Genomic DNA, 25,001 nt, shown 5'->3' on the forward strand with positions numbered 1-25,001 from the left:
ACTGAATCACCGGGTGTCCGCGCCCACAACCGCACACGCCGTGGACGGGCACGCTGTGCTACCCGGGCTCGGTTGCTAGGGCGTGTCCTGGTGCGTTTCGCGCCGGGGTGGTGCGCTCTCGCGCTCCCCGGGCTGCACGCTGGTCTGCGCCCCGGTCTGCGCCTCGCCCCGGGCTTTGTACTGAGCTTCGGTCTGGGCGAGCGCCAGCAGTCGTCGGACCTCGTGGTCGGAGGTCTGGTCGAAGTCGAGGTAGTACGCGCCGACCGCCTGGAAGGCGGGGGGCGCAGTGAGGCAGACGAGGTCGTCCGCGAGCGGCCCGAGCACCCGCAGCGCCTCCGGCGCGGTCACCGGCACCGCGAGCAGCAGTTCGCTCACCTCGCGCCGCCGCAGCACCGCCATCGCGGCCCGCACCGTGGCACCGGTGGCGATGCCGTCGTCCACCAGCACCACCGCGCGCCCGGCCGGCTCCAGCGGCGGGAGATCGCCGCGCAGCCGGACGGTCCGCTCGGCCACCTCGGCGGCCGTGGCGTCGGCGAGCCGTTCCAGCTGAGCGGCGCCGATGCCGAGGGCGGCGATGATGTCGTGGTTGTAGAGCCGGATGCCGCCCTCGCCGACGGCGCCCAGCGCCAGCTCCGGCTGGCCGGGCGTGCCGATCTTGCGGACCACCAGGATGTCCAGCGGGGCGCGCAGCACCCGGGCCACCTCGTACGCGACCGGGACGCCGCCGCGTGGCAGGCCGACCACGATCGGGTCGTCCGACGCCCAGCCGGTCACCCGTTCGCCGAGCAGCCGCCCGGCCTCGGCCCGGTCGCGGAAGGTACGGCGGTGCGGCGTGCTCTCGTAGTAAACCGTCATCGTGATCACCACCTGCCAGCCCCTCCAGCCTGCCACCAACGGCGGGCCTGCGCGTTTGTTCGCCCCGGGCAGGGTCACACCTGTGAGCGCGCGCCGTCGTTCGCGCCGGTTGCGCCGTGCAGCCGCCGCGACACGGGACCGGCGCCCTCCCCACCGGGGCGCCGTTCCGCTACGGTTACGGCCACGAGATCGGCCCTCCCGGGTGCGGGCCGCCTGCCGCCGTGTGCGCGGGCCGGCTCCGGCCGGGAGTTCCGCACGCGGCGCAGCGCTGTGTCCGCACCATCTGAACTCCCCCCGAGGTGCGCGCAGATGAGGCTCACTCCGCACGAGCAGGAACGCCTGCTGATCCACGTCGCGGCCGATGTGGCCCGCTCCCGCCGGGCCCGCGGTCTGCGGCTCAACCACCCCGAGGCGGTCGCGCTGATCACCTCGCACCTGCTGGAGGGCGCGCGGGACGGCCGCACGGTGGCCGAACTCATGGAGTCCGGACGGCTGGTGCTCACCCGCGCGGACGTGATGGACGGGATCGCGGAGATGATCCCGGACGTCCAGGTGGAGGCGACCTTCCCGGACGGCACCAAACTCGTCACCGTGCACGGGCCGATCCAGTGACCGCAGGCGAGCCGACGAGCGAGGGGTCGCCGGCCGGCCCGCTCGGTCACCCCGGGCAGATCCTGCACGGCGAGGGTGACCTGGTGCTCAACGCCGGCCGGCCCGTCACGGTGCTGCTGGTGCGCAACGCGGCCGACCGCCCGGTGCAGGTCGGCTCGCACTACCACTTCGCCGAGGCCAATCCGGGGCTGGAGTTCGACCGGGCGGCGGCTCGCGGCCTGCGGCTCAACATTCCCGCGGGCACCGCCGTGCGGTTCGAGCCGGGCCTGCCGATCGAGGTCGCGCTGGTGCCGATCGGCGGCCGCCGTGAGGTGTACGGGCTGCGCGGGGAGACCGGCGGGGCCCTCGATGACTGACCCGACGGCCGGCCCGCCCACCGGCCCGCTCACCGGCCCGACGACGGACCCGCTCACCGGCCCGGCGGCCGCGTCAGCCGGCCTCGCGCGTCCGGACCGCCGGTTGATCGTCACCCGGGAGCGCTACGCCGACCTGTACGGTCCGACGACCGGTGACCGGATCCGGCTCGCCGACACCAACCTGTTGATCGAGGTCGAGCAGGACCACTGCGTGGGCGGCGACGAGGCCGTCTTCGGCGGCGGCAAGGTGATCCGCGAGTCGATGGGCCAGTCGCGGACCACCCGGGCCGACGGCGCGCCGGACACCGTGATCACCGGCGCCGTGGTGCTCGACCACTGGGGCGTGGTCAAGGCGGACGTCGGCATCCGGGACGGCCGGATCGCCGCGATCGGCAGGGCCGGCAACCCCGAGACCATGGACGGCATCCACCCCGCGCTGGTGATCGGCCCGGAGACCGAGGTGATCGCCGGCAACGGGCGGATCCTCACCGCGGGCGCGATCGACGCCCATGTGCACTTCATCGCACCGCAGTTGGCCGAGGAGGCGCTGGCGTCCGGCATCACCACGCTGGTCGGTGGTGGCACCGGTCCGGCCGAGGGGAGCAAGGCGACCACCATCACGCCGGGATCCTGGCACCTGGCCCGGATGTTCGCCGCGCTCGACGGCCTGCCGGTCAACATCGGCCTGACCGCCAAGGGCAACACGGTCAACCCGGCGGCCCTGCACGCGCAGCTGCGCGGCGGCGCGGTCGGCTTCAAGATCCATGAGGACTGGGGTGCCACGCCCGCCGCGATCGATGCCTGCCTGCGGGTCTGCGACCAGACCGGCGTCCAACTCGCACTGCACACGGACACCTTGAACGAGGCGGGCTTCGTCGCCGACACGCTGGCCGCGATCGCCGGGCGCGGCGTGCACGCCTACCACACCGAGGGCGCCGGCGGCGGGCACGCGCCGGACATCATCACCGTGGTCGCCGAGCCCAACATCCTGCCCAGCTCGACCAATCCGACCCGGCCGCACACTGTCAACACGATCGACGAGCACCTCGACATGCTGATGGTCTGCCACCACCTGAACCCGTCCGTCCCCGAGGACCTGGCCTTCGCCGAGTCCCGGATCCGGCCGAGCACGATCGCCGCCGAGGACATCCTGCACGACCTCGGCGCGATCTCGATCATCAGTTCGGATTCCCAGGCGATGGGCCGGATCGGCGAAGTCGTCAGCCGCACCTGGCAGACCGCGCACTGCATGAAGGCCCGGCGCGGCGCGCTGCCCGGCGACGGCCGGGCGGACAACCGGCGGGCCCGCAGGTACGTCGCCAAGTACACCGTCAACCCGGCGATCGCGCAGGGGCTGGATGCCGAGATCGGTTCGGTCGAGCCCGGCAAGCTGGCCGACCTGGTGCTCTGGCACCCGGCCTTCTTCGGGGTGAAGCCGGACCTGGTGATCAAGGGCGGTCAGATCGCCTGGGCACAGATGGGCGACGCCAACGCGTCCATTCCGACACCGCAACCGCTGCTGCCACGGCCGATGTTCGGCGGCATCGGACGCGCACCGGCGGCCAACTCGGTCAACTTCACCTCGGCGGTGGCGATCGAGGACGGCCTGCCCGAGCGGCTGGCCGAACAGCTCGGTCTGGGCAAGGAGTTCACCGCGATCCGGAACACCCGGGCGGTCGCCAAGGAGCAGATGGTCAACAACTCGGCCCGCCCGGACGTCCGGGTCGAGCCGGACAGCTTCCGGGTGACCATCGACGGCGAGCTGGTCAGACCCGAGCCGGCCAGGGAACTCCCGCTCGCACAACGGTACTTCCTCTTTTGAGCGCCGCCCTGCTGCTGCTCGCCGACGGCCGGTTCCCGGCCGGTGGGCACGCACACTCGGGCGGGGTGGAGGCGGCGGTGAAGGGTGGTCTGGTCACCGACATCCCTTCGCTGGAACGGTTTCTGGCCGGCCGGCTGCACACGGCCGGGCTGACGTCGGCCGGACTCGCGGCGGCCGCGGCCGCGGCAGTGGCAACGTCTGCGGCTGCCGCCGACGGGTGCGGCGGGGCGGAGCTCGACGCGCTCGACGAGGCCGCCGATGCCCGGATCCCGTCGCCCGTGCTGCGGGCCGTCAGCCGCCGCCTCGGTCGCCAACTGCTGCGCGCGGCGCGGGCCTGCTGGCCGGACCCGGCACTGGACGCGCTCGCGGCCCGGTATCCGCGCGGTGCGCATCAGCCCGTGGTGCTCGGTCGCGCCGCCCTGGCCGCCGGCCTCGGACCGGCCGACGCGGCTGCGGCGGCGGCCTACGAATCCGTCAACGCCCCTGCCACGGCGGCCGTTCGGCTGCTCGCGCTCGACCCGTACCAGGTGGTCGGGCTGCTCGCCCGGCTGGCTCCGGCGATCGACGGCGTGACCGCGACGGCGCAGGCTGCTGCCCGCACCGGCGACCTGGCACGACTCCCCTCGGCCTGCGCGCCGTTGCTCGATCTGTACGCCGAGCGGCACGCCTCCTGGAAGGTGAAGCTCTTTGCATCGTGACCATGGCACCGATGAATTCGGCACGCCGATGCCGGCAGGGGTGGCGGTGGCGGCGCCCGGCAGCGTCGGCGCCGGTGGCCGGCCGCGCGCGCTGCGGATCGGGCTCGGCGGGCCGGTCGGCTCGGGCAAGACGGCCACCGTGGCCGCGCTCTGCCGCGAGCTGCGCGACCAAGTCTCGCTGGCCGTCGTGACCAATGACATCTACACCACCGAGGACGCAGAGTTCCTGCTGCGCAACGCGGTGCTGCCGCCGGAGCGGATCGCCGCCGTGGAGACCGGCTGCTGTCCGCACACCGCGATCCGCGACGACATCTCGGCCAACCTGGAGGCGGTCGAGGAGCTGGAGTCCTCGGTCGGCCCGCTCGACCTGGTGCTGATCGAGTCCGGCGGGGACAACCTCACCGCGACCTTCAGCCGGGGCCTGGTGGACGCGCAGATCTTCGTGATCGACGTCTCCGGCGGTGACAAGATCCCGCGCAAGGGCGGTCCCGGGGTTTCCTCCTCCGACCTGCTGGTGGTCAACAAGACCGACCTGGCGCCGCTGGTCGGCGCCGACCTGGCGGTGATGGCCCGCGATGCCAAGGTGCAGCGCGGCGAACTCCCGACGGTCTTCTGCTCGTTGGCGGTGGAGCAGGGGGTGGCGCCGGTGGCCGCCTGGGTCCGCGAGCAGCTGCGGGCCTGGCAGGCCGCGAGTCCCGCCTTCGCCCCCGCCCCCGCCCCCGCCCCCGCCCCCGCCCCCGCCCCCGCCCCCGCCCTCGACCCCGGCCGTGGCCTTGGCTGACCCGGCGGTGCGGATCGTCGCCGTCGCCGACGGGCGCGGCGGTACCGCGCTGCCGGTGCTGGCCGGTGCCGGGCCGGTCGCGCTGCGCCGGTTGCGCGGCAGCAGTGCGGCGGCGCACGTCGCGATGGTCGGCACCATGGCCGCGCCGCTCGGTGGCGACCGGCTCGCCGTCAGCGTGGAGCTCGGCCCCGGCGCGCGGCTGACCGTGGGCAGCGTCGCAGCCACCGTCAGCCTGCCGGGGGACGGCCCGGCCGACTACCGGCTGGACCTCACAGTGGCCGAGGGCGCCTGCCTGGACTGGCTCCCGGAACCGGTCATCGCGGCCGCCGGCAGCCACCTGCGGCTGACCACCCGGGTCACGCTCGCCCGGGGCGGGCTGCTCCGCCTGCGCGAGGAGCAGGTCCTGGGCCGGGACCACGACTGGACGGTGCACGGCCACCCGGGCCGACTCGACTCCCGGTTGACCGTCCGCCAGGCCGACCGGCTGATCCTCGACCAGCGGACCGACCTCGGCCCCGGCGCCCCCGGCTGGGACGGCCCGGCCGTGCTCGGCCCGTACCGCGCGGCGGGCCACCTGCTCTGCGTCGGTGTTCCCCTGCCCGAGCGCCCGGCGGAGCGGACGGCGGACCGGACGCCCGAGGCGGCGGCGGACCCGGAGGGTGACAGCGCCGACCTGGAGCTTCCCGGTGAGGATGCCTTCCTCCGGGTGGCGCTTGCCTCCGACGCCTGGCGACTGCGCGGCCTGCTGGAGCTACGGTCTAGTAACTTGCAGGGTGCTGTGTAAACATGACTGCGATTCATCGCGGTGATCGTCTACCAAACGCGCGCGCGGCGGGCGCCGCACCGGCAGGGAGTCCACGTGGCAGAGCAGTCAGAGCAGGCAGAACAGGCGGAGCGCGCACAGCGCGCGGACCGGGCCGACCGCACCGGCCGGGCCGCGGAGCCGGCGCAGCAGCGCGTGCACACCTTCGGTGACGACGCGCTCGGCGAGCACGACGCGGTGGGCCTCGCCGCACTGGTCCGGTCCCGCGCCGTCAGCCCCGCCGAGCTGGCCCAAGCCGCCGCGGCCCGTGCCGAGCGGATCCAGCCCTCGCTGAACCCGGTCGCCTTCCCGGCACACGGCAACCCGCGGCTCTCATCCGCGGCCGGCGCCGCGCTCTACGGCGTGCCGACGTACCTCAAGGACAACGTCGACCTGCGCGGCATGCCGACCGGCCAGGGCAGCGCGGCCTACCGCCCGCGCCCCGCCACCGCGAACTCGCGCTTCACCGATCAGTTCCTGAGCACCGGCCTGACCGTGCTCGGCAAGACCCGGCTGCCGGAGTTCGGCCTGAACGCCTCCACCGAGTTCGCCGCCGCCGACCCGGTGCGCAACCCGTGGAGTCCGGAGCACTCCCCGGGCGCCTCCTCCGGCGGCGCGGCCGTGCTGGTGGCCGCCGGCGCCGTCCCGATCGCGCACGCCAACGACGGCGGCGGTTCGATCCGGATCCCCGCCGCCTGCTGCGGCCTGGTCGGGCTCAAGCCGAGCCGGGGCCGGGTGCTGCCCAACGACATGAGCCGGCAGCTGCCGATCGACCTGATCACCGACGGCGTGCTGACCCGCTCGGTCCGGGACAGCGCCGCCTTCTTCGCGGCCGCCGAGCGCTACCGGCGCAACACCTCGCTGCCGCCGCTCGGGCTGGTCGAGGGGCCGTCCGACCGGCGGGTGCGGATCGGCCTGGTGCTGGACTCGCCGATCGCGGTGACCGACCCGGAGACCCGCGACGCCGTCCGGCAGACCGCGCTGCGGCTGGAGGCGATGGGCCATCAGGTCACCGAGGCCTCGCTGCCGTTCGGCGCCCAGTTCGCCGAGGACTTCATGCTCTACTGGGGCTACCTGGCGTTCCTGATCGCGCTCACCGGCAGGCTCAAGGTGGACCGCAGCTTCCGGGCCGGGCGGCTGGACGGGCTGACCACCGGCCTGCGCCGCAGCTTCCAGCGCAGCATGCTGCGCACGCCCGGGACGCTGCGCCGGCTGGGCCGGGCGACGGAGGCGTACGCGTCGCTGTTCCGCACGCACGACGTGATCCTCTCCCCGGTGCTCTCGCACGTCTCGCCGCTGATCGGCCACCTCAGCCCGAACGTCCCGTTCGACGAGCTGCAGGAACGGCTGCTCCGGTACGTCGCGTTCACGCCGCTGAACAACATCGCCGGCGGCCCGGGGATCGCGCTGCCCACCGGCGCGGCCGCGAACGGCCTGCCGATCGGCGTGCACCTCTCGGCGGCGCACGGTGACGAGCGCACGCTGCTGGAGCTGGCGTTCGCGCTGGAGGCGGACCAGCCCTGGCGCCGGATCCAGGGCTGAGCCGAGGGAGCCGAGGGAGTCGAGGCCTAGCCGGGGCCGCCCGTCAGCAGGGCGGCCCGGTGGTCACTCCGCGGCGGCGTCGAGGAGGATCCGCGCCAGCTCGTGCGGCTGGGAGAACATCGGCCAGTGGCCCGTGTCCATCTCGACCAGCCGCCAGTGCTCGCTGGTCAGCAGCTCGGCCACGGCGTCCTCCGGCTCATCACCGGCGAGCAGGCAGAGGATGTAGGTCGCCGGAAGTCCGCCGAGCGGCCGGGCCAGCACGGCGGGATCGGTCAGCGTGGCGCCCGGGTGCGGCGTCGAGCCGCCCACGAGCCGTTCGATCTGCTCGTCGGTGAGGCCCTGGCCGGTGAAGTGGGCTGCGGCCGGGGACGGCCAGAATCCTCCGTTCTCGGCGATCGACGCCAGCACCGCGGCCCCGCCGTCCGGCCACCCGGAGAGGAACGACTTGCCGTCGACCGGAACATCGGAATCGACGAAGACCACGCGGGCCAGCCGGTCACCGATCCGCTCGGCGGCCTGGCCCACCGGGATGCCCGAGTAGCTGTGACCCACCAGGACGACATCGCGCAGATCCCGGCGCTCGATCTCGTCGACGATGTCCTGCACGTGGGTCTGCAGCCCGGCGGGCACACCCTGCCGCTCGGCGAGACCGGACAGCGTCAACGGGTGAACGCCATGGCCGGCCGCACGCAGCTGCGGCACCACGTCGTCCCATGCCCATGCTCCGAGCCGTGCGCCTGCGACGAGTACGAAATCAGCCATGGCCGCACCGTAGTGGAGCAGTCCCTGCGACCGCATCCACATTCCCTGCCCGCCCTCAGGGCCGGCCGTGGGTCCGGCGGTGGGCGGCGACCCGCTCGCGGGTCGCGCAGCGCCGTGAGCAGTAGCGGCGGGCCGGGCCGCCGCCCTGGGTCAGGAACACGTTGTGGCAGCTGTCGGAGGCGCAGACCGCGCCGGGCGGCCGCTGGCGGTCCCAGACCAGCACGGTGAGCGCCAGGCAGGAGGAGGCGAGCAGCCACTCGCCCCAGGGGGCTTCGTCATCGCTGTCCAGATGCGGGTGCCACGGGCTGTCGCCCCCGTGCGAGGTGAGCCGCAGGCGCCCGCCGCTGCGCGGGAGCAGCCGGTTGAGCGCGGCCGCCGCGCCGTCCGTGTCCTCGGCGGCGAAGACCTCGCGCAGCAGCAGTGCGGCGGCGCGCAGCTCGGCGAGATCCTGGGCGCCGAGGTCGACCGGACCGGTCTCGCCGTGCTCGCGCAGCACCCCGGCGACCACGGCCGCCGTGGGCTGCTCGTCGGTGAGCACGTTGACCAGCGCTGCGGTGCGCAGGGCGAGGGCCTGCACCGAGTGGCGGGTGGACCACTCGTGGTTCGAGGGGAGCATGCGGTCAACGTAGCGCATGTAACGCTTGTGGCGAATGTTTAAGTTACCTGCGTAACGTGCTGCTGATGGAGAAGCGTTACGCCCTGCGGGGCTATCTGGCCGGTGCGGCGATGGCTCGGACCGGCGACGAGATGTCCGGACCCGCGCTGCTGCTGGCCGGCCTCGCCGCCACCGGAACGGCCGGCTCGGCGACCGTGCTGCTCGCCGCCCTGACCGCGGCGGCCGCGCTCGGTGGGCCGGTGTTCGGGGTGCTGCTCGACCGGTCCGCCAGGCCGGGCGGCCTGCTGGCGTTGGCACTCGGGCTCTACGCGGCGGCGCTCGCGGTCATCCTGCTGGTCCTGGGACGGCTGCCGCTCACGGTCGCGCTGCTCCTCGCCGTCCTCGCGGGTCTCCTCGGACCGGCGCTCTCCGGCGGCTGGACCTCGCAGCTGCCCGCGCTGGTCACCCCGGCCGCGCTGCCGTGTGCCAACGCGCTGGACGCGATGACCTTCAACCTCGCGAGCCTGCTCGGCCCAGCCCTGGCCGGCCTGGTGGCGGCCGGAGCGGGAGCGACGGCCGGGGTGCCGGCCGCCGTCGCCCTGATCGCCCTCGCCGTGCCGGCCGCTCTCGCCCTGCCGGCCGCCCCGGTGCCACCCGCGGAAGCCGACCGGCGACCCCACCCGAGGGCGGGTTCGATCGCCACCGATCTCCTGGCCGGATTCCGGGCGATCGGCCGCTCCCGCCCGCTGACCCGGGCGACGGTGACCTCGGTGCTCGCCTGCGTCGCCGAGGGCATGCTGACCGCGTGCAGCCCGCTGCTCGGCGCCCGCGCGTTCGGCGCCGCCGACCGCGGCCCGATCCTGCTCGCGCTGCTGGCGGCCGCCGGGCTCGCGGCCAACGCCCTCCTCGTGCGCCACGCCCGCGCGCTGCGCCCGGACACCGTCCTGCTCGGCAGCACGCTGCTGCTGGCCGCCGCCCTGCTGCTCGCGGCGAGCTGCCGCCCGATCGCCCTCCTCGCGGCAGCCGTGCTGGCCGGACTCGCAGAGGGGCCGCAACTCCTCGCGCTCTTCGCGATCCGGCACCGCGAGGCGCCGGACCGCCTGCGCGCCCAGATCTTCACCACCGGCGCCAGCCTGAAGCTCAGCGGCTTCGCGCTCGGCGCCGCCCTCGCCGGGCCGCTGGCCACCCGCTCCCTCCCCGCCGCGATGGCAGCGGCCGCCGGCTTCGCGCTACTGGCCACCTCGGCCTTCGCACTCGCCTCGCGAAGGCCTGCCACGCGCTCCCGTCCTCATGCGCCTTCCGCCGCGCTCCGATCCCCCCGACGCGGCAACAGGAACGCGAGCCCGAACGCCACCAGCAGGACCCTGGAATCTGTGCGCCGTCGCTCGGGAGAAGATCCGAGACCCCGGAGGTGCCGGGATCCTCAGAGGATGGCTTGAAGGTGCGAGAGCGCTCGGCTGGCGGGATTGCTTCGGTCCATCACTGCGCCGAGGATGGCAGGCGAGACGAGGGCCGGTACAAACGCTCCTATAGCGGCACTGATACCTGCGGTCGGGATCAGTGTTGCGCCTACAATAATGCCGAGCGCAGTTTGGGCGGCCATGTTCTGATTGAGGAAGGTCACGGCTTTCCAGGCCTTGCCGCCATATTGTGCTCGGTAGTCATTCATTACTGCGCTGCACAATTCACGTGCCTGTTTCTGGGTTGCCTCGGGCGTCAGGGCTATTTTCAACTCCTGCTGACATGCCGTGACTGCGCTCCGAACTGCCGCGAAGCCTTCTTCGTTCTTTCGGAGTGACATCAGATCGTTTATGCCAACCGACTTCTTTCTTCCCAGTGGGAGAATGTCGAATGATATCAGGTCACTCGTCAACTGGGGAGGCTCATTCTGGCCGTCCTCGCCCCGGAAGTACAGCTGCGAACTGAAATCGTACATAGCGAGATCAGGGAAGACCGGGCTCAGACCCATTAACCTGGCATTGAGCCAGGTGGTGATGACCGCATCCTTGTCGATGCCCCCTGGGTGCGAGCTTGAGTCCCAGGGGCGATGTGGCGCATCCACTATCTGGGGTGGCGTATCCCAGTTCTCGAAGCTGATTTTCGCGCGCGGGCGAGTTTCGGGCTCGGAGTGACGTATGCCGAGTCTGAAAGAATTCATTTTATCGACAGTGTAGGTCACGTTGGGGAATGAAGGCGTCAGCCAGTAGGGTGTGAATATCAAAGCTTGCGACTCGATGAGAGGGCGAAGCTCCTTGAGTAGCGGGAGCCAAGCCTTGAGTCGGGTGACATAAAACGGCGCATAATTGCTCCATCCTGTTTCATGGCCGTATTCGGCGAGCCGGTCGAAGCAGTAATAGAAGCTGTCTCTTATGAAGACGGAGTCGGCCACCAGAAGGTGCTTCTTCAAGGGTTGCAGCATCTGGGATGCAATGGCCGGGCTGATTTCGGATTCCGGGTCCGGCTTGATCCCGAGAAGGGGTGTGGCGGACCCGTACAGGTGATACACCGCCGCGTCCCAGTTGTCCCTCAGGGCTGGTTCGAAGTAGAGACGCAGTGCAGCCGGGGTTCCGTCCGGTACTGCAAGAAAATCCTTCGCAAAGGACTTGTCCATCGTGGCCTGGTATTGCTTTGCGAAGTCAATCCACTGGCCTTCTGGAATTCCTCTCAGATGTTTGATCCCGCGACGGTCAAGCTCAACGCCGAAGTACGACTCGATCAGATTGACGGGAGTTGAAAGCACTCTAACCACTCCTCACGGTTATCGAAGCGCGCCTGCTGTTACGGACATGTTCGAGTTGATGGGAGTGCTTTAACTGTATGCCTGATCGCGCGGGCCGGGTGTGAGCGCGGGTGCGGGTGCGAGGGTCGGCGGGTGGAAAGCGGACGACCCCGCCGGCCGGGTGGCGGGCGGGGTCGTCGGTGGGCGGGGGCCGGGGTGTCAGCCGGTGGTGTTGGCGGGCCGGTTGCCGCGCTTGTCCAGCGAGGCCAGGTAGGCGTTGTACGCGTTCAGCTCGGCGTCGCCGTCCCGTTCCGCCGCGCGGTCGCTGCGGATCGCGTGCCGCTGCTCGGACTTGGACCACTGGAAGACCAGCGCGATCAGCACCACTGCGGTCGGGATCTCGCCGAACGCCCAGGTGATGCCGCCGGCCATCTTCTGGTCGGCCATCAGGTCGGTCCCGGGCGGGGCCATCGCCGCGTTGAAGGTGGTGACCAGCGGGCTGGTCGCCATCATCACGGCCACGCCGAAGAACGCGTGGAACGGCATGCCCATGAACAGCTCGATGATCCGCATCACGTGGCCCGGCCGGTTCGGTCCGGGGTCCACGCCCATGATCGGCCAGAAGAAGAGCAGGCCGGCCGCCAGGAAGTGCACCATCATCGCGATGTGCCCGATCCGGGACTGCATCAGCGTGTCGAAGAGCGGCGTGAAGTAGAGGCCGTAGAGGCTCGCGATGAAGAGCGGGATGGTGAACGCGGGGTGCGAGATCACCTTGACGTACCGGCTGTGCAGCAGTGCGACGAGCAGCTCGCGCGGGCCGCGCGGGCGCCCCTTGCCGGCCGGGCGCAGCGAGCGCAGCGCGAGCGTGATCGGCGCGCCGAGCAGCAGCAGGATCGGCACCAGCATGCTCAGCACCATGTGCTGGATCATGTGCGCGCTGAACAGCACCATGCCGTAGTCGTTCAGGCCCGAGCAGGTGACCGCGACCACGGTCAGCACGCCGAGCAGCCAGGCGATGCTGCGGCCGACCGGCCAGCTGTCGCCGCGCCGCACCAGCCGCAGGACGCCCGCGCCGTACAGGCCCAGCGCGACCAGACAGGCCAGCAGGAACGGCCAGTCGGGTGACCAGGTGAGCACCGTGTTCAGCGAGAACGGCCCCAACCCGTCTCCGCCGTGGTGGTGCATCCCCGACATGCCGTCCATCGGCGGCCCCGCTTTCCTCTGTGCCCGTAGCGTCCGGTGGCGTCCGGCGCCCCGTAACACCCGGGGTCCGGTTCGTCCGTTTTCTGTCGGGCTCCAGACTACGGGCGCCTTACCCGCTCGCTGCGGGCGCCCCCGGCCGTCGCGCGGCGGCCCCGGCAGACCGGTGCCCCCGCGGGATCGGCGTGGCCGGATCGGCGGGGGCACGGCACGGTGCCGGACGGGCGGTCAGATGACCGTCTCGGCCTCGGTGTAACGCTCGGCGGGCACGGTCTTCAGGTCGGCCACCGCCTCGCCGAGCGGCACCAGGTTGATCTGGGTGCCCTGCAGCGCGGTGATCTGCCCGAAGGCGCCCTTGTGCGCGGCCTCCACGGCGTGCCAGCCGAACCGGGTGGCGAGCACCCGGTCGTACGCGGTCGGGGTGCCGCCGCGCTGGGTGTGGCCGAGGATGACCGGGCGGGCCTCCTTGCCCAGGCGGTGCTCCAGCTCGCCGGAGAGCTGGGTGGCGATGCCGGTGAACCGCTCGTGGCCGTAGATGTCCCGGGTGCCCTCCTCCCAGTGCATGGTGCCGGGCTCGGGCTTGGCACCCTCGGCGCAGACCACGATGGCGAACTTCTTGCCCCGCTCGAACCGCTCGCGGACCACCGCGGTGAGCTTGTCGATGTGGAACGGGCGCTCCGGGACCACGATCGCGTGCGCGCCGGCGGCCATGCCCGCGTTCAGCGCGATCCAGCCGGTGTGACGGCCCATCACCTCGACGACCATCACCCGCTGGTGCGACTCGGCGGTGGTCTTGAGGCGGTCCAGCGCGTCGGTGGCGACCGAGACGGCGGTGTCGAAACCGAAGGTGACGTCGGTGCAGGCGATGTCGTTGTCGATGGTCTTCGGCACGCCGACGACCGGCAGGCCGCCGTCGCTCATCAGCTTGGCGGCCTTCAGCGTGCCTTCGCCGCCGATCGGGATGACCGCGTCGATGCCGAGGTCCGCGCAGAGCTTCTTGGCCCGCGCCACGCCGTCCCGCAGGTGGCTGGGCTGGACCCGGGAGGAGCCCAGGATCGTGCCGCCCTGGGCGAGGATGCCGCTGACCGAGTCGAGGGTCAGCGGGCGGTGGACGCCTTCGAGTAGACCTCGCCAGCCGTCCTGGAAACCGATGATCTCGTCGCCGTGGTCGACCACCCCCCGGTGGACCACGGAGCGGATCACAGCGTTCAGACCGGGGCAGTCGCCGCCGCTGGTCAGCACACCAATACGCATTTCTTTTTGCAACTCCCCTGGGGGCACCGCCCAGCCGCCAGGCTGGGGGAAGAACCGGACGGCCGGACTACCACCTTGGAAGGGCGGGGTCAGAATTCGGGCATTTCACCCCGAAGCTGATCATAGCGGCCCCCGCCTCCGGCCGGGCGGGAGCAGGCACGGGGCGGCGTCTTCGGCGCGCCCGCGCGGGTGTGCAGCCGGTTGCCGAGGAGGGTGTGCATCCGACGGTTCTCATTGTCCAGCTATCTCGCCGTCGGAGCTCCGGCCGCCGAATGCTGGACATCCGGCGGCCGGGGAGAATTCACCGACGGCTCGTCAGGACGGGTCCTGACCGGGAAGCGGCCTGGCCGGCCCAGGGCCCAGGCCCCGGGCCTCAGGCCGGCTGGCGGGTGGTGGCGGCGATCCGCTCGGCCCGCAGCGCCTCGTACCAGGTGGTGTCGGCCGGCGGGAGCGCGTTGACGTCCAGTGCCAGCTTGATCAGCAGGTCGGCGACGGCGGGGTTGCGCGCCATCACCGGGCCGTGCAGGTAGGTGCCGAAGACGGTGTCCCGCCAGGCGCCCTCGGTGCCGTTGCCGTCGCCGTTGCCGCCGCCCGCGGTGACCTGGGCCAGCGGGGACACGCCCTGGCCGAGGTGCGTGACGCCCTGGTGGTTCTCGAACCCGGTCAGCGTCGGCAGGCCGAGCCGCTGGTCGGGCTCGGCCAGCACGTCGCCGACGCTGCGGGCGCCCTCGCCGCGCACCGACCAGACGTCCAGCAGGCCCAGACCCGGCTCGCGCTCGCCGAGGTCGTTGATGAACTCGTGGCCGAGGATCTGGTAGCCGGCGCAGACCGAGAAGACGATCGCGCCGTTGTCCACCGCGCGCGGCAGGCCCGGGTCCACCCGGAGCCGCTCGGCGGCCAGCCGCTGCGGGCGGTCCTCGCCGCCGCCGATCAGGTAGATGTCGCCGCTGGTCGGCACCCGCTGGTCGGACCGGACGTCGATCCGCTCGACGTTCAGCCCGCGCTGGCGGGCCCGGCGCTCGATCACCAGGGCGTTGCCCCGGTCACCGTAGGTGCTGAGCAGGTCGGGGTACACCCAGACCAGCCGCAGGCTGCTGTCGCTCATCCTCGAAGACCTTCCGTACGACGGCTGCTGGTCGGGCTGCGGCCGGTGCCCCGCGGGGGGCTGGTGCGCAGGCGGCGGCTGGTGGGCAGCCGGGGGCTGCTGACCGGCGCCGGGCTGCTGGGCGCCGGGGTACGGCGCTCCCGGGTGACCCGGTGCCTGCGGCGGGTAGCCGGGCTGCGGCTGCCCACCGGGGCCCGGGCCCTGGGGGTAGCCGGGCTGCTGCGGCTGCTGCTGGCCCGGATGGCCCGGACCCTGCGGATAGCCCGGCTGCTGCGGCTGCTGGGGGTAGCCGGGCTGCTGCTGCGGCCGGCCGGGGCCGGGGCCCTGGGGGTAGCCGGGTTGCTGCGGCTGCTGGGGGTAGCCGGGCTGCTGGCGCGGATCCTGCGGGTAGCCGGGCTGCGGCTGGTAGCCCGGCGGCGGGGGAGGAGTGCCCATCAGCCCGCCACCACCTTGCGCAGCTGCTGGAACGCGGTGTAGTTCGCGATCGCCTCGATCCGGCCGGGCGGCGCCATCCGGACCGCCTCGTCCAGCGTCTCCACCACCTGGAACTGCAGACCGGCGACCTCCAGGCGGACCGCGAGGTCGAGTCGGCGCTGGCCCATCACGAAGATCGGGTGGCCGTGCAGCCGCTCGTAGTCCACGTCCCAGAGCCAGGAGGTGTCGGTGCCGTCGGCGTCCATCGCGTTCACCGAGAGGATCACCGGGGCCGGCGGGCCGTCGATCAGCGAGAAGGTCTCCAGCCAGCCGGCCGGGTTCTTGGCCAGCAGCAGGCGCACGTCGCGGCCCTGGTAGCTGACCACGTCGTAGCGCCCGGCGACCGCGGCGACCGACTGCATGCGCTCCAGCGCGACCTGCGGCGGCACGCCGAAGACGGCGGCGACGGCGGCCGAGCTGGTCGCGTTCGCGAGGTTGGCGCGGCCGGGCAGCTGGAGCTGGATCGGCCAGGCGGCACCGTTCGGGTCGATCACGTGGGCGCCCTGGAGCGCCCAGTGCGGCTGCGGACGGCGGAACCCGCACTCCTGGCAGTACCAGTCGTCGCCCGGACGCTGCATGACCCCACCGCAGGACGGGCAGGACCAGGCGTCCTCCTTCCAGGCCTGACCGGCGGCCACCCAGACCACCCGCTGGCAGGAGGAGGCGGCCCAGGTCACCAGCGGGTCGTCCGCGTTGGCGATGATCACGGCCTGGGTGTCCTTGAGGCCCTCACGCCACTTCTCGGCCAGCATCCGGGTCTCGGCGGCCCGGTCGAGCTGGTCGCGCGAGAGGTTCAGCAGCGCTATGGCCTTCGGGGCGGTGTCCCGGGCGACGCCGGCCAGGTACTTCTCGTCCACCTCGATCACGCCGTAGCGGGCGTCGGAGCCGCCGGCCAGCGCCGCGGTGATGCCGGCGGGCATGTTGGCGCCCAGCGCGTTGGAGACGACGGGGCCGGCCGCGCCGAGTGCTTCGGCGATCAGCCTGGTGGTGGTGGTCTTGCCGTTGGTCGCGGAGACCAGGACGACGTCGAGGTGGTCGGCGAGCCGCGCGAGCAGGTCGGGGTCGAGCTTGAGGGCGACCTTGCCGCCGATCACCGAGCCGCTGCCGCGGCCGGCTGCGCGGGAGACGGCGCCGGCCATCTTGCCCGCGGTGACGGCGAGCTTGGAGCGGGCGGGCAGTGAGGAGTCGCGCGCGCCGGTGGCCGCGGCCTCCGATCCGGTGCCTGGCATGCTCAGGGGTTCCTCCTCTTACGGGCGACCTCCCTTTGGCCTAGTCAGGGCCGTCGGGCGGCGGGGACGGGGCCAGCCTAACGGCTCCGTCCCGCAGCACCGAGCCACGGGCCCCATCCTCGGTTGCCCGGTCAGGCCTCTGACGGCGCTTCCGACGGCGCTGCGACCAGTGGAAACAGTACTTTGACGGCCTCCGGTCAGCCCGGCCGGGTGCCTGCCGCGGGTGCCCGGCCGGGCGGTGTCCGGGTCGGACCGGGAGCAGCCGAGGAGCAGCCGAGGAGCAATCGAGGAGCAATCGAGGAGCAGCCCGGGAGCCGTGCGGGGACAGCTCCCGCACGGCTCCCGGGCTGCTCCCGGTTCGGTTCTGGTCCGGTCTGGTCCTGGCTCGCCCGAGCGGGCTCAGCGGGCGGCTCAGGAGCGGCCGGGCACCGACGGCCACGGGGTCGGCAGCTGCTCGGCGGCGCCGGCCAGGTAGGCGGTGATCACCAGCGTGCCGTCCTCGACCTGGTAGTCCAGCGGGATCGCCAGTCGCTGCATCGCGCCGATCAGCGCGGTGTTGCCGGCCTGCGTGACGGCGTACACGGTCGCCACGCCCGCCTCGGCGGCCAGTGCGGCCATCCGGCGCAGCAGGTCGAGGCCCAGGCCGCGGCGCTGCCAGCCGTCCTCGACCAGGACGGCCAGCTCGGCGCTGTCGCCGTCCCACATCAGGTGGGCGAGCGCGACGATCCGGTCGTCGGCGGTCTGCACGGCCAGCGTCTGTCCGTGCCGGGGGTCGAGCAGGTGGTGCAGGTAACGGTCGGCGTCCGCGACCGGCCCGTGGTAGCGGCGGCGCAGGGTGGCCGCCGAGCAGCGGCGGTGCATGGCCAGCGCCGCCGCCTGGTCGCCGGCGTGCGCCCGGCGGACCGTCAGCTCGGCGCCGGCCGCAGAGCTCGTGCTGCCGGTGCCGGTGCCGGCGCTGGTGGCGGTGCCCGGGTCGGCGGGCAGCCGCAGCCGGTCCCTGACCGCCGGGACCCGCGGCCCGAGCACCGCGTCGAGCTCGACCAGGGCCTTGGCCCGGGCGAACTCGGTCGGGGTGAACGGCAGGTGCGGCCGGGAGAGTTCGATCAGCTCGCCGCCCGGTGCGGGCAGCCGCATCAGGTGACCCTCCAGGCTGGGCGCCGGGCGGCTGTCGTCGGCCCCCGAGCGCGCGAACTGGCGGATGGTGACCTGGCCGAACAGCCGGCGCAGCGCGACCGGCAGCTCGGCGGCGTCCAGCGCGGTGCGGGTGGCCAGCGCGAGCACGTCGGTGGGGACGTCCACCAGATCGTGTGCGTCGGCCGGCTCGGTCCAGACGTCGGCGCCGCCGGCCCGGGCGACCGCGTCGGCCAGTGCCGAGCGGGCGAGCGAGCGCGGGGCGCGCAGCAGGAACTCGTCGACGGTGGCGTCCGGCAGGGGGTGGGTCTGCAGGGAGATGATGCTCACCCGCAGGACGGCGAGCGCGGTGCAGACGCCGGCCAGGCTGCCCGGGGCGTCCGAGACGGTGGCGCGCAGTCGCCAGAGCCGGGTCTGTGCACCGGCACCGTCGGTCGCGGGGCTGTCGGCCGGGTCGGTCGCCCCCGTCGCCCCGGTCGCGTCGGACCGGGCCGGGCCGCTGTCGTGTAGGGATTCGGGGCCCGGCGGCCCGTGCGGGTGGCGGTGCGACCACCAGACGTGGAACACCGCCGTCGCGACCAGTGCGGCGGCCGAGGCGACCAGCAGCACCGGGCCGTCGTGACCGTGCACGACCACGTTGGCGGTCAGGTCGGCGGTGGCCACGGCGAGGAAGACGGCGGCCAGCTCGACGGTCTCGCGGCGCCAGCGCTCGGTGCCGGCCCGGCGCCGCTCGGCCCGGGAGGCCTGGGCGGTGATGCGGGAGGTGGTGACGCGGGAGGTGGTGGCACGGCGCAGCTGAGTCATGACTCCACGATGACGCCCTGGTGTTTCACGATCACGAATGAGTTATGACCGACTGGTAAATGTCTTCTGTGTAAGTAACAGTCCTGGTCAACCCGGGCGCCGTCGATCGGCCTGGCTACTGGCCGGTATCACCGTGATGATCCGTCAGCTCGGCTGCGGCCGCGCGGACTTCGGCCAGGAGTACGGCCAAGTCGGCCTCGGTCGTCGTCGCGTTCAGCAGGCAGGCGCGCAGCGCCTCGCGGCCGCCGAGCACCGTCCCGGTGACGAAGGCCTGCCCGCGCCGCTGCACGGCGAGCGGCAGGGCCGCGTTGAGCGCATTGAGCGTGTCGGGCCCGGCTCCGTCCAGCGTGCGCGGCCGGGCCCGGAACGCCACGATCGACGTCTCGACCGGCGCCAGCAGCTCCAACTCCGGGTCGGCCTCGATGAGTTCGCCGAGCCTGCGGGCCAGCCGGGTGCACTGCGCCAGGTCGGCCGCGAGGCCGTCGCGGCCGCGGTGCGCGATGGTCGCCCAGACCTTGAGCGAGCGGAACGGGCGGGTCTGCTCGGTGCCGTACTCGGAGAACCAGCCGAGCCCGCCCGCCTCCTCGTCGCGCAGGTAGGACGGGACGAGCGAGAAGGTCTCGCGCAGCAGCGCCGGGTCGCGGACCAGCGCGCAGCCGCAGTCGACCGGCACGCCGAGCCACTTGTGCGGGTCCAGCGCGAGCGAGTCGGCCCGTTCCAGACCGGCGTAGCGGTGCGCGATGACCGGGTCCAGCACGCCGAACGCCCCGTACGCGCCGTCCACGTGCAGCCAGAGCTCCTCGTCGGCGCAGAGGTCCGCGATCGGCTCGAACGGGTCCACCGCGCCCGTGTTGACGGTCCCGGCCGAGGCGACCACGAACGACGGCAGCCGCCCGGCCGCCCGGTCCTCGGCGACCGCCGCGCGCAGCGCGTCGACGTCCAGGTGCCCGTCGGCATCGGCCGGGACGGTCCGCAGGTTGCGGCTGCCCAGGCCGAGCAGCTCGGCGGCCTTGCGGACGCAGGAGTGCGTCTCCCCGGTGACGTAGCCGACCAGCGGCGGCATCCCGGACAGGCCGTCGGCCCGCACGTCCCACCCCGCGCGGGCCGCGGCCCGGCCGCGCGCGGCGGCCAGGCAGACGATGGTGGCCATCGAGGTGCCCGAGGTCAGCAGCCCGCCGCCGGGCGGGTGCGGGAACCCGACCAGCTCGGCTATCCAGCGCACCACGGCCCGCTCCAGGTGCACGTCGGCGTGGTCGCCGCCGGCCGAGCTGGGGTTCATCGCGGCAGCGGCGAGGGTGGCCAGCACGCCGGCCGGCGCCGGGGCCGAGTTGACCCAGCCGAAGAAGCGCGGATGCCCGTTGCCCATCGGGGCCGGCATCACGTCGGCCGCGATCACCCCGAGCAGCTCGTCCAGCTCCCGGCCGGTGCGCGGCAGCGGGGCGTTCAGCAGCTGCTCGCGGGCGGCCGGGTCCATCGGCTGCCAGACCGGCCCGGCCGGGACGGCCGCCAGGTAGTCGGCGACCAGGTCGGCGGCGCTCCGCGCGGCGGCGCGAAACGTCTGGTCGGCGGTTGCGGACGTGGCCGCGGCTGCTGCGGCATCGGCTGCGGTGGGGTGCATGGGGGCGATGGTACGGGTGTGGCGCTGCCGGCCCGCTGCTGCATCCGGTCCGGATCTAGTCCAGCGAGCCGGAGAGGTGGGCCGAGGAGCGGCAGTCGCGGGCGATCTCCTCGTTGGTCAGCTTGGCGCAGAGCCGGCCGGCGGCCCCCGGGTCGGTGTAGTTGACCGTGTAGTAGCTGACCATCCCGTCCACGCAGGACTTACGCTGCCAGCTGTCGGCCGCGCTCGCGCACTGCTGCCCGACCCAGTCCTCCTGGTCCAGGTTGTACTTCATGGTGCGCGAGCCGACGCCCCGGCTGCAGTCCCCGGCCCCGCCGCCGGCCTGCGCGTTCAGGCACCACTTGAGCGCCTGGGCGTAGACCTCCGGGTGGTTGGGGTAGTCGTGCGAGGAGAGGAAGAACGTCGGCGCGTAGAAGTAGCAGGCTGACTGGAAGAGCGCCGGCTGCTCCGGGCACGGGTAGAGCGGCTCGGTGGCCAGCTTGTCGGCGGGCAGCTGCGCCTTGGCGTTCTCGTCCTCCTCGTCCGGACCGAACAGCTGCATGAAGAGGCCCTCGGAGCAGGTGATGATCCGGCTCTGCGAGCCGTACTTGCTGCACAGGTCGCGGGCGGCCGGGACGTTCTGCTTCGTGACGAACATCGTGCCGTGGCCGGTGCCGTGCACGCAGGGGCCGGTCATCTGCGGCTGGCAGAGCTTGAGCAGGTCGTTGCCCGGGTCGGTGGAGGCGGCGAGCATCTCCTCGACCGCGCCGTGCAGGTAGCCGGAGGCGCAGGTGTCGTGGGGGAACGAGAGCACCTTGGCGAAGTCGTAGTTGTACCGCTTGACGGCGGCGTGGCCCAGCTCGTGCGCGATCGGGTGGCAGAAGCGCACGGTGTACGGCTTCGCCTTGGTGATCTTGTCGAGGTCGGCGAGCGCGACGCCGGGGTCGGTGGCGTCCATCTCGGACATCAGCTTGTTGCGCAGGGTGCTCCGGGTCCAGACCGCCGGGTCGCCGGTCGGGGAGGCGGAGGCGGCGCCGCCGGCCCGGACGGGACGGCCGGCCGCGATACCGCCGGCGCCGGACCCGGCCGCCGCCGGAGCCACCGGGACCCACTGGGTGACCGCGACCGCGCCGAGGCCGAGCGCCCCGAGCAGGAATGCGGTGAAGATCGCAAAGATGCGCGGGTGCATGCTGGTCAGAGCCCCCGGTGGTCGAGGTGGACGGCGTCGAGGTGGACGGCGTCGCTGCGGTCGGTGTGGGAGTGGACGGTGTGGGGTTGGGCGGTGTGGGAGTGGGCGGGCACGGGCTCATCCTTCCCCGAGCGTGGGGCGTTGCCGATCCGGGCTGACCCATACGGGGAGTGCCGCCGTGGCATTCGGGGGCTTCGGGAGACCGGGTGGCGCAGCGCGGGCGGGCCGGTTCGGCGGGGGAGCCGGGGTGGCGGGTGCGGCGGGGCGCTGTGGCACGATTCCTGGAGGGCCTTTTCGGCTATCCCCTGCTTATCCCCCGTTCGGATTATCTGGAGTACTGCATGACAGCGTCCGTCCCCGCCCCCGAGCTGCTCTTCCGCCCTGCGACCGAGCAGGACGTCGCGGCGCTGGTCGAGCTGGTGGAGTCCGCCTACCGCGGCGACGCCAGCCGGGTGGGCTGGACCACCGAGGCGGACCTGCTGGACGGGCAGCGCACCGACCCCGCGTCGGTCGCCGAGACGCTCGCCCGGCCGGACAGCCGGGTGCTGCTCGCCGAGCGCCGTGGCGGCGACGGCGAGGGTGCGGGTGCGGGCACGGCTGAGCTGCTGGCCTGCTGCCAGGTGGAGCGGCGCGGGGCGAGCGCCTACTTCGGCATGTTCTCGGTCCGGCCCACGCTCCAGGGCGGCGGCGTCGGCCGCGCGGTGCTGGCCGAGGCGGAGCGCTTCGCGCGCGAGGAGTGGGGCGTCGGCGAGATGGAGATGACGGTGATCGTCCAGCGCGCGGACCTGATCGCCTGGTACGAGCGCCGCGGCTTCCGGCGCACCGGGGAGCTCTCGCCGTTCCCGTACGGCGACTCGCGCTTCGGCATCCCGAAGCGGCCCGATCTGGCCTTCGAGAAGCTGGTCAAGGTGCTCTAGGGCCTGTCCGGGCTTGGAAAGGCCCGATACCCGGCACCGCGATGCGGTGCCGGGTATCGGGCCTTTCGACTGCTCTCCAGGCGCCCTTCTAGGCGACCGGAACCGGCTGCGCCGCCGGCGTGAACGGCCGGCCGTCGAGGGTCCAGTGCGGGTCCGGCACGATCTCCAGGGCCGCGTACACGTGGGCGGCGACGTCCACGTGGCGGACCGGCTGCACGGGGGCGCCGGCCGGCAGGTCCGGGCCGCAGGCGGCGACCCAGGCGGTGCGCTCCAGCTCGGTGCGCCCGCCGTGGCCGCCCTGGTCGACGTGGCCGTGGTCGGTGACGACGATGATCGTCCACTCCTCGTCGGCGAACGTCGGGCGGCTGCGGACGGCGTCCAGCAGCCGGCCCAGCCGCGCGTCGGCGGTGCGGATCGACTCGCGGTACTCCTCGCCGCAGCCCAGGAAGTGCGCGGTCTCGTCCACCGCGCCGAGGTAGACGAAGGTGGCCTGCGGGTCGTCGTCGCCGGTCAGCACGGTGACCGCCTCGGCCGTCACCCGCTCGTCGCAGACCTCCCAGGCCTGCGGGGTGTCCTCCAGCGGCGCGATGTAGGAGAGCCGGCCCGGGGCGGCGAACAGCGGGCCGCCCTGGCGGGCCAGGAAGAGCGGCTCCCAGCCGCCCACCGCGAAGGTCCGGCGCCGGTGCACGGCCGCCAGCCGGGTGGTGAAGTCGGGGAAGACGTCCAGCCGGTTTCCGCCGAGGTGGTTGCCGAGCACGCCGTGCTTGGCGACCGTCACGCCGGTCGTGATGGTCGCCCAGCACGGGCCGGACATGGTCGGTGTCGCGTCGTCCACCTGCACCGGCGCGAGGAATCCGGCGTCGGCCACCTCGTCCAGCCGCGGGGTGGCCAGCTCGGGCAGCAGGTCGAGGCGGACACCGTCGATGCCGACCACCAGGACACGGCGCGGGCCGGCGGGCCAGATGCTGGACACAGGGGACTCCGATCAGTCGTACGGTCATACGGTCAGGCGGGGAAAACCTGACGCGCACCCTAATCGCCCGGCCGCCGGGCCAGAACCGCTGACCTGGTGCTGCGCCGGACCCGCCTTGATATCGGAATCCAACATTCCGCCGCCCGTCACCGAGTGTTCGCCTGGGATCCGCACGGCGTTCCCCGCCTGCGTCGGCGCTGGAGCCGTGGACTCAGCGCGTCATGACCGCGTCCACCTCGATCTCGATCTTCATGCGCGGGTCGGCGAGCTCGCAGACCATCATCGTGGCGGCCGGGCGGACCACGGCGAAGCGGCCGTGCAGGACAGGCCAGCAGGGCTCGAAGTCCTCGCGCCGCGGGAGCAGGTAGCGCACCCGGACCACGTCGGAGAGCGTGCCGCCGGCCTCGGTCAGCGCCGACTCGATGTTCCGCAGGCACTGCTCGGCCTGCTCGATCACGCTCTCGGAGATCGTCATGGTCGCGTAGTCGAACCCGGTGGTGCCGGACACGTAAACGTGGTCGCCGACCACCACCGCGCGGGCGTAGCCGATCTGTTCCTCGAAGGTGGAGCCGCTCAGGATGGCGCGTCGTTCGATCATGCGGCGAACGCTAGGCGGGCCGGCTCCGATACGTCCAATAGTCGTTCCGGCATCGTGTGATACCTCTGGGCGTATGGATCGCCCGGAGCTCTCGCTGTCGCAGCTGCACGCCTTCGCGGTGCTCGCCGAGGAGTTGCACTTCGGCCGGGCGGCGCAGCGGCTCGGTATCGCGCAGCCGCCGCTGAGCCAGCAGATCCGGCGGCTGGAGGACCGGGTCGGGTACCCGCTGCTGCACCGGGGCCCGGGGCCGGTTGCGCTCACGCCGGCCGGCCGGGAGCTGCTGCCGGCGGTTCGGCAGGCGCTGACCGGGCTGTCCGCCGCACTCGACGCGGCCCGCCGGACCGGTGCCGGTGCGGCCGGGCGGCTCCGGGTCGGGTTCTCGGCCTCGCTCGCGCTGACCATCCTGCCCGGCCTGGTGCGCGCGTACCGGGACCGGTTCCCAGGCGTGGAGCTGGAGCTCGTCGAGATGACCACTGCGCCGCAGCTCGCCGCGCTGCACGAACACACCATCGACGTCGGCCTGTTGCGCGAGCCGCACGCCGAGCCCGGTCTGGCCCACGCGCCGGTGCTGTCCGAGGAGTTCGTCGCGGTGCTGCCGGCCGGCCATCCGCTCGCCGGTCGGCGCGTCGTCCAACTGGCCGACCTGGCCGAGGAGTCGTTCCTGCTGCTGCCGCGGATGCTCGGCCCGGCGCTGCACGACCAGGTCCTCGGGCTGTGCGCGGCAGCCGGGTTCGAGCCGCGGATCAGACAGCGGGCGGTGGAGTGGCAGACCGTCAGCGCACTGGTCGGCGCCGGACTCGGGGTCTCGATCGCGCCGGCGAGCATCCGGCGGATCCGGCTCAGCGGCGTCGCGTACCGCCGGGTGGTGCCGAACACCCGGACCACGGTGGCGGTCTGCTGGCGCGCCGCCGACGACAACCCGCTGATCGGGCGGTTCCTGGAGATAACGCGTGGCAGTGGGACGCCGGATTCGCCAGAGTGACGGC

Annotated in this window: 23 protein-coding genes; 10 read left to right on the forward strand and 13 right to left on the reverse strand. The window is 73.0% G+C overall.

The window, feature by feature from the left end; translation table 11 throughout:
• Positions 1 to 75: 75 nt before the first annotated feature.
• On the reverse strand, positions 76 to 867 hold the full coding sequence (locus AC060L_RS01560) for a phosphoribosyltransferase (protein WP_483796428.1): 792 nt from the start codon (positions 865 to 867) through the stop codon (positions 76 to 78).
• 297 nt (positions 868 to 1,164) lie between these two features.
• Here AC060L_RS01560 and AC060L_RS01565 point away from each other — a divergent pair, with 297 nt between their 5' ends.
• The 7 genes from AC060L_RS01565 to AC060L_RS01595 all read left to right on the forward strand — a co-directional run bounded on the left by AC060L_RS01565 (position 1,165) and on the right by AC060L_RS01595 (position 7,468).
• Positions 1,165 to 1,467, forward strand: a complete 303-nt coding sequence (locus AC060L_RS01565; protein ID WP_483796430.1) for an urease subunit gamma — start codon at positions 1,165 to 1,167, stop codon at positions 1,465 to 1,467.
• On the forward strand, positions 1,464 to 1,823 hold the full coding sequence (locus AC060L_RS01570) for an urease subunit beta (protein ID WP_483796431.1): 360 nt from the start codon (positions 1,464 to 1,466) through the stop codon (positions 1,821 to 1,823). Before AC060L_RS01565 ends, AC060L_RS01570 begins: the two co-directional genes overlap by 4 nt.
• Positions 1,816 to 3,645: an urease subunit alpha gene (locus AC060L_RS01575; RefSeq protein WP_483796433.1), complete on the forward strand. Its 1,830-nt coding sequence runs from the start codon at positions 1,816 to 1,818 to the stop codon at positions 3,643 to 3,645. Before AC060L_RS01570 ends, AC060L_RS01575 begins: the two co-directional genes overlap by 8 nt.
• Complete coding sequence (locus tag AC060L_RS01580; protein WP_483796435.1) at positions 3,642 to 4,343, forward strand: urease accessory protein UreF; 702 nt, start codon at positions 3,642 to 3,644, stop codon at positions 4,341 to 4,343. The genes AC060L_RS01575 and AC060L_RS01580 overlap by 4 nt, the downstream gene beginning before the upstream one ends.
• A gap of 28 nt (positions 4,344 to 4,371) precedes the next feature.
• Positions 4,372 to 5,124: an urease accessory protein UreG gene (gene ureG / locus AC060L_RS01585; protein ID WP_483796606.1), complete on the forward strand. Its 753-nt coding sequence runs from the start codon at positions 4,372 to 4,374 to the stop codon at positions 5,122 to 5,124.
• On the forward strand, positions 5,111 to 5,908 hold the full coding sequence (locus tag AC060L_RS01590) for an urease accessory protein UreD (RefSeq protein WP_483796437.1): 798 nt from the start codon (positions 5,111 to 5,113) through the stop codon (positions 5,906 to 5,908). Before ureG ends, AC060L_RS01590 begins: the two co-directional genes overlap by 14 nt.
• A 75-nt stretch (positions 5,909 to 5,983) precedes the next feature.
• A complete protein-coding gene (locus AC060L_RS01595; protein ID WP_483796439.1) occupies positions 5,984 to 7,468 on the forward strand; it encodes an amidase in 1,485 nt (494 codons plus the stop codon).
• Between the two features lie 63 nt (positions 7,469 to 7,531).
• Here AC060L_RS01595 and AC060L_RS01600 read toward each other — a convergent pair whose 3' ends face one another.
• Both AC060L_RS01600 and AC060L_RS01605 read right to left on the reverse strand, forming a co-directional pair.
• On the reverse strand, positions 7,532 to 8,230 hold the full coding sequence (locus AC060L_RS01600) for an alpha/beta fold hydrolase (RefSeq protein ID WP_483796441.1): 699 nt from the start codon (positions 8,228 to 8,230) through the stop codon (positions 7,532 to 7,534).
• 55 nt (positions 8,231 to 8,285) lie between these two features.
• Positions 8,286 to 8,846, reverse strand: a complete 561-nt coding sequence (locus AC060L_RS01605; protein ID WP_483796443.1) for a CGNR zinc finger domain-containing protein — start codon at positions 8,844 to 8,846, stop codon at positions 8,286 to 8,288.
• 65 nt (positions 8,847 to 8,911) lie between these two features.
• On the opposite strand from AC060L_RS01605, the gene AC060L_RS01610 reads away from it, so the two are divergent.
• Positions 8,912 to 10,264: an MFS transporter gene (locus AC060L_RS01610; protein ID WP_483796445.1), complete on the forward strand. Its 1,353-nt coding sequence runs from the start codon at positions 8,912 to 8,914 to the stop codon at positions 10,262 to 10,264.
• Here AC060L_RS01610 and AC060L_RS01615 read toward each other — a convergent pair.
• The 8 genes from AC060L_RS01615 to AC060L_RS01650 form a co-directional block, all read right to left on the reverse strand.
• Positions 10,249 to 11,565 carry a hypothetical protein gene (locus AC060L_RS01615; protein ID WP_483796446.1) on the reverse strand — a complete coding sequence of 439 codons (1,317 nt, stop codon included), beginning with the start codon at positions 11,563 to 11,565 and terminating at the stop codon, positions 10,249 to 10,251. The two genes, AC060L_RS01610 and AC060L_RS01615, sit on opposite strands and share 16 nt — an antisense overlap.
• Positions 11,566 to 11,763: 198 nt before the next feature.
• The gene (locus tag AC060L_RS01620) at positions 11,764 to 12,729 is read right to left on the reverse strand and encodes a cytochrome c oxidase assembly protein (protein WP_483796607.1); all 966 of its coding nucleotides are present in this window, start codon (positions 12,727 to 12,729) and stop codon (positions 11,764 to 11,766) included.
• A gap of 243 nt (positions 12,730 to 12,972) precedes the next feature.
• Entirely contained in the window at positions 12,973 to 13,998 is a 1,026-nt protein-coding gene (locus tag AC060L_RS01625; RefSeq protein WP_483796448.1) for a 6-phosphofructokinase, read from the reverse strand.
• Between the two features lie 373 nt (positions 13,999 to 14,371).
• Entirely contained in the window at positions 14,372 to 15,103 is a 732-nt protein-coding gene (locus AC060L_RS01630; protein ID WP_483796609.1) for a type 1 glutamine amidotransferase, read from the reverse strand.
• A gap of 434 nt (positions 15,104 to 15,537) precedes the next feature.
• The gene (locus tag AC060L_RS01635; RefSeq protein ID WP_483796450.1) at positions 15,538 to 16,806 is read right to left on the reverse strand and encodes a MurT ligase domain-containing protein; all 1,269 of its coding nucleotides are present in this window, start codon (positions 16,804 to 16,806) and stop codon (positions 15,538 to 15,540) included.
• Positions 16,807 to 17,217: 411 nt separating this feature from the next.
• Entirely contained in the window at positions 17,218 to 18,741 is a 1,524-nt protein-coding gene (locus AC060L_RS01640; RefSeq protein ID WP_483796452.1) for an N-acetyltransferase family protein, read from the reverse strand.
• 115 nt (positions 18,742 to 18,856) lie between these two features.
• Positions 18,857 to 20,359, reverse strand: a complete 1,503-nt coding sequence (locus tag AC060L_RS01645; RefSeq protein WP_483796454.1) for a pyridoxal phosphate-dependent decarboxylase family protein — start codon at positions 20,357 to 20,359, stop codon at positions 18,857 to 18,859.
• A gap of 55 nt (positions 20,360 to 20,414) precedes the next feature.
• The gene (locus AC060L_RS01650) at positions 20,415 to 21,527 is read right to left on the reverse strand and encodes a hypothetical protein (protein WP_483796456.1); all 1,113 of its coding nucleotides are present in this window, start codon (positions 21,525 to 21,527) and stop codon (positions 20,415 to 20,417) included.
• 341 nt (positions 21,528 to 21,868) lie between these two features.
• Between AC060L_RS01650 and AC060L_RS01655 the strand changes: the two genes are divergently transcribed.
• Positions 21,869 to 22,444 carry a GNAT family N-acetyltransferase gene (locus AC060L_RS01655; protein WP_483796458.1) on the forward strand — a complete coding sequence of 192 codons (576 nt, stop codon included), beginning with the start codon at positions 21,869 to 21,871 and terminating at the stop codon, positions 22,442 to 22,444.
• 88 nt (positions 22,445 to 22,532) lie between these two features.
• On the opposite strand, the gene AC060L_RS01660 is transcribed toward AC060L_RS01655, so the two are convergent.
• The gene (locus AC060L_RS01660) at positions 22,533 to 23,417 is read right to left on the reverse strand and encodes an alkaline phosphatase family protein (protein WP_483796460.1); all 885 of its coding nucleotides are present in this window, start codon (positions 23,415 to 23,417) and stop codon (positions 22,533 to 22,535) included.
• Between the two features lie 211 nt (positions 23,418 to 23,628).
• Positions 23,629 to 24,015, reverse strand: coding sequence for a RidA family protein (locus tag AC060L_RS01665; RefSeq protein ID WP_483796462.1), 387 nt, complete (start codon positions 24,013 to 24,015; stop codon positions 23,629 to 23,631).
• Between the two features lie 73 nt (positions 24,016 to 24,088).
• Here AC060L_RS01665 and AC060L_RS01670 point away from each other — a divergent pair, with 73 nt between their 5' ends.
• A complete protein-coding gene (locus AC060L_RS01670; protein WP_483796464.1) occupies positions 24,089 to 24,997 on the forward strand; it encodes a LysR family transcriptional regulator in 909 nt (302 codons plus the stop codon).
• The last annotated feature ends 4 nt before the right edge of the window (positions 24,998 to 25,001 follow it).

This window comes from Kitasatospora sp. NEAU-69, assembly GCF_057158765.1.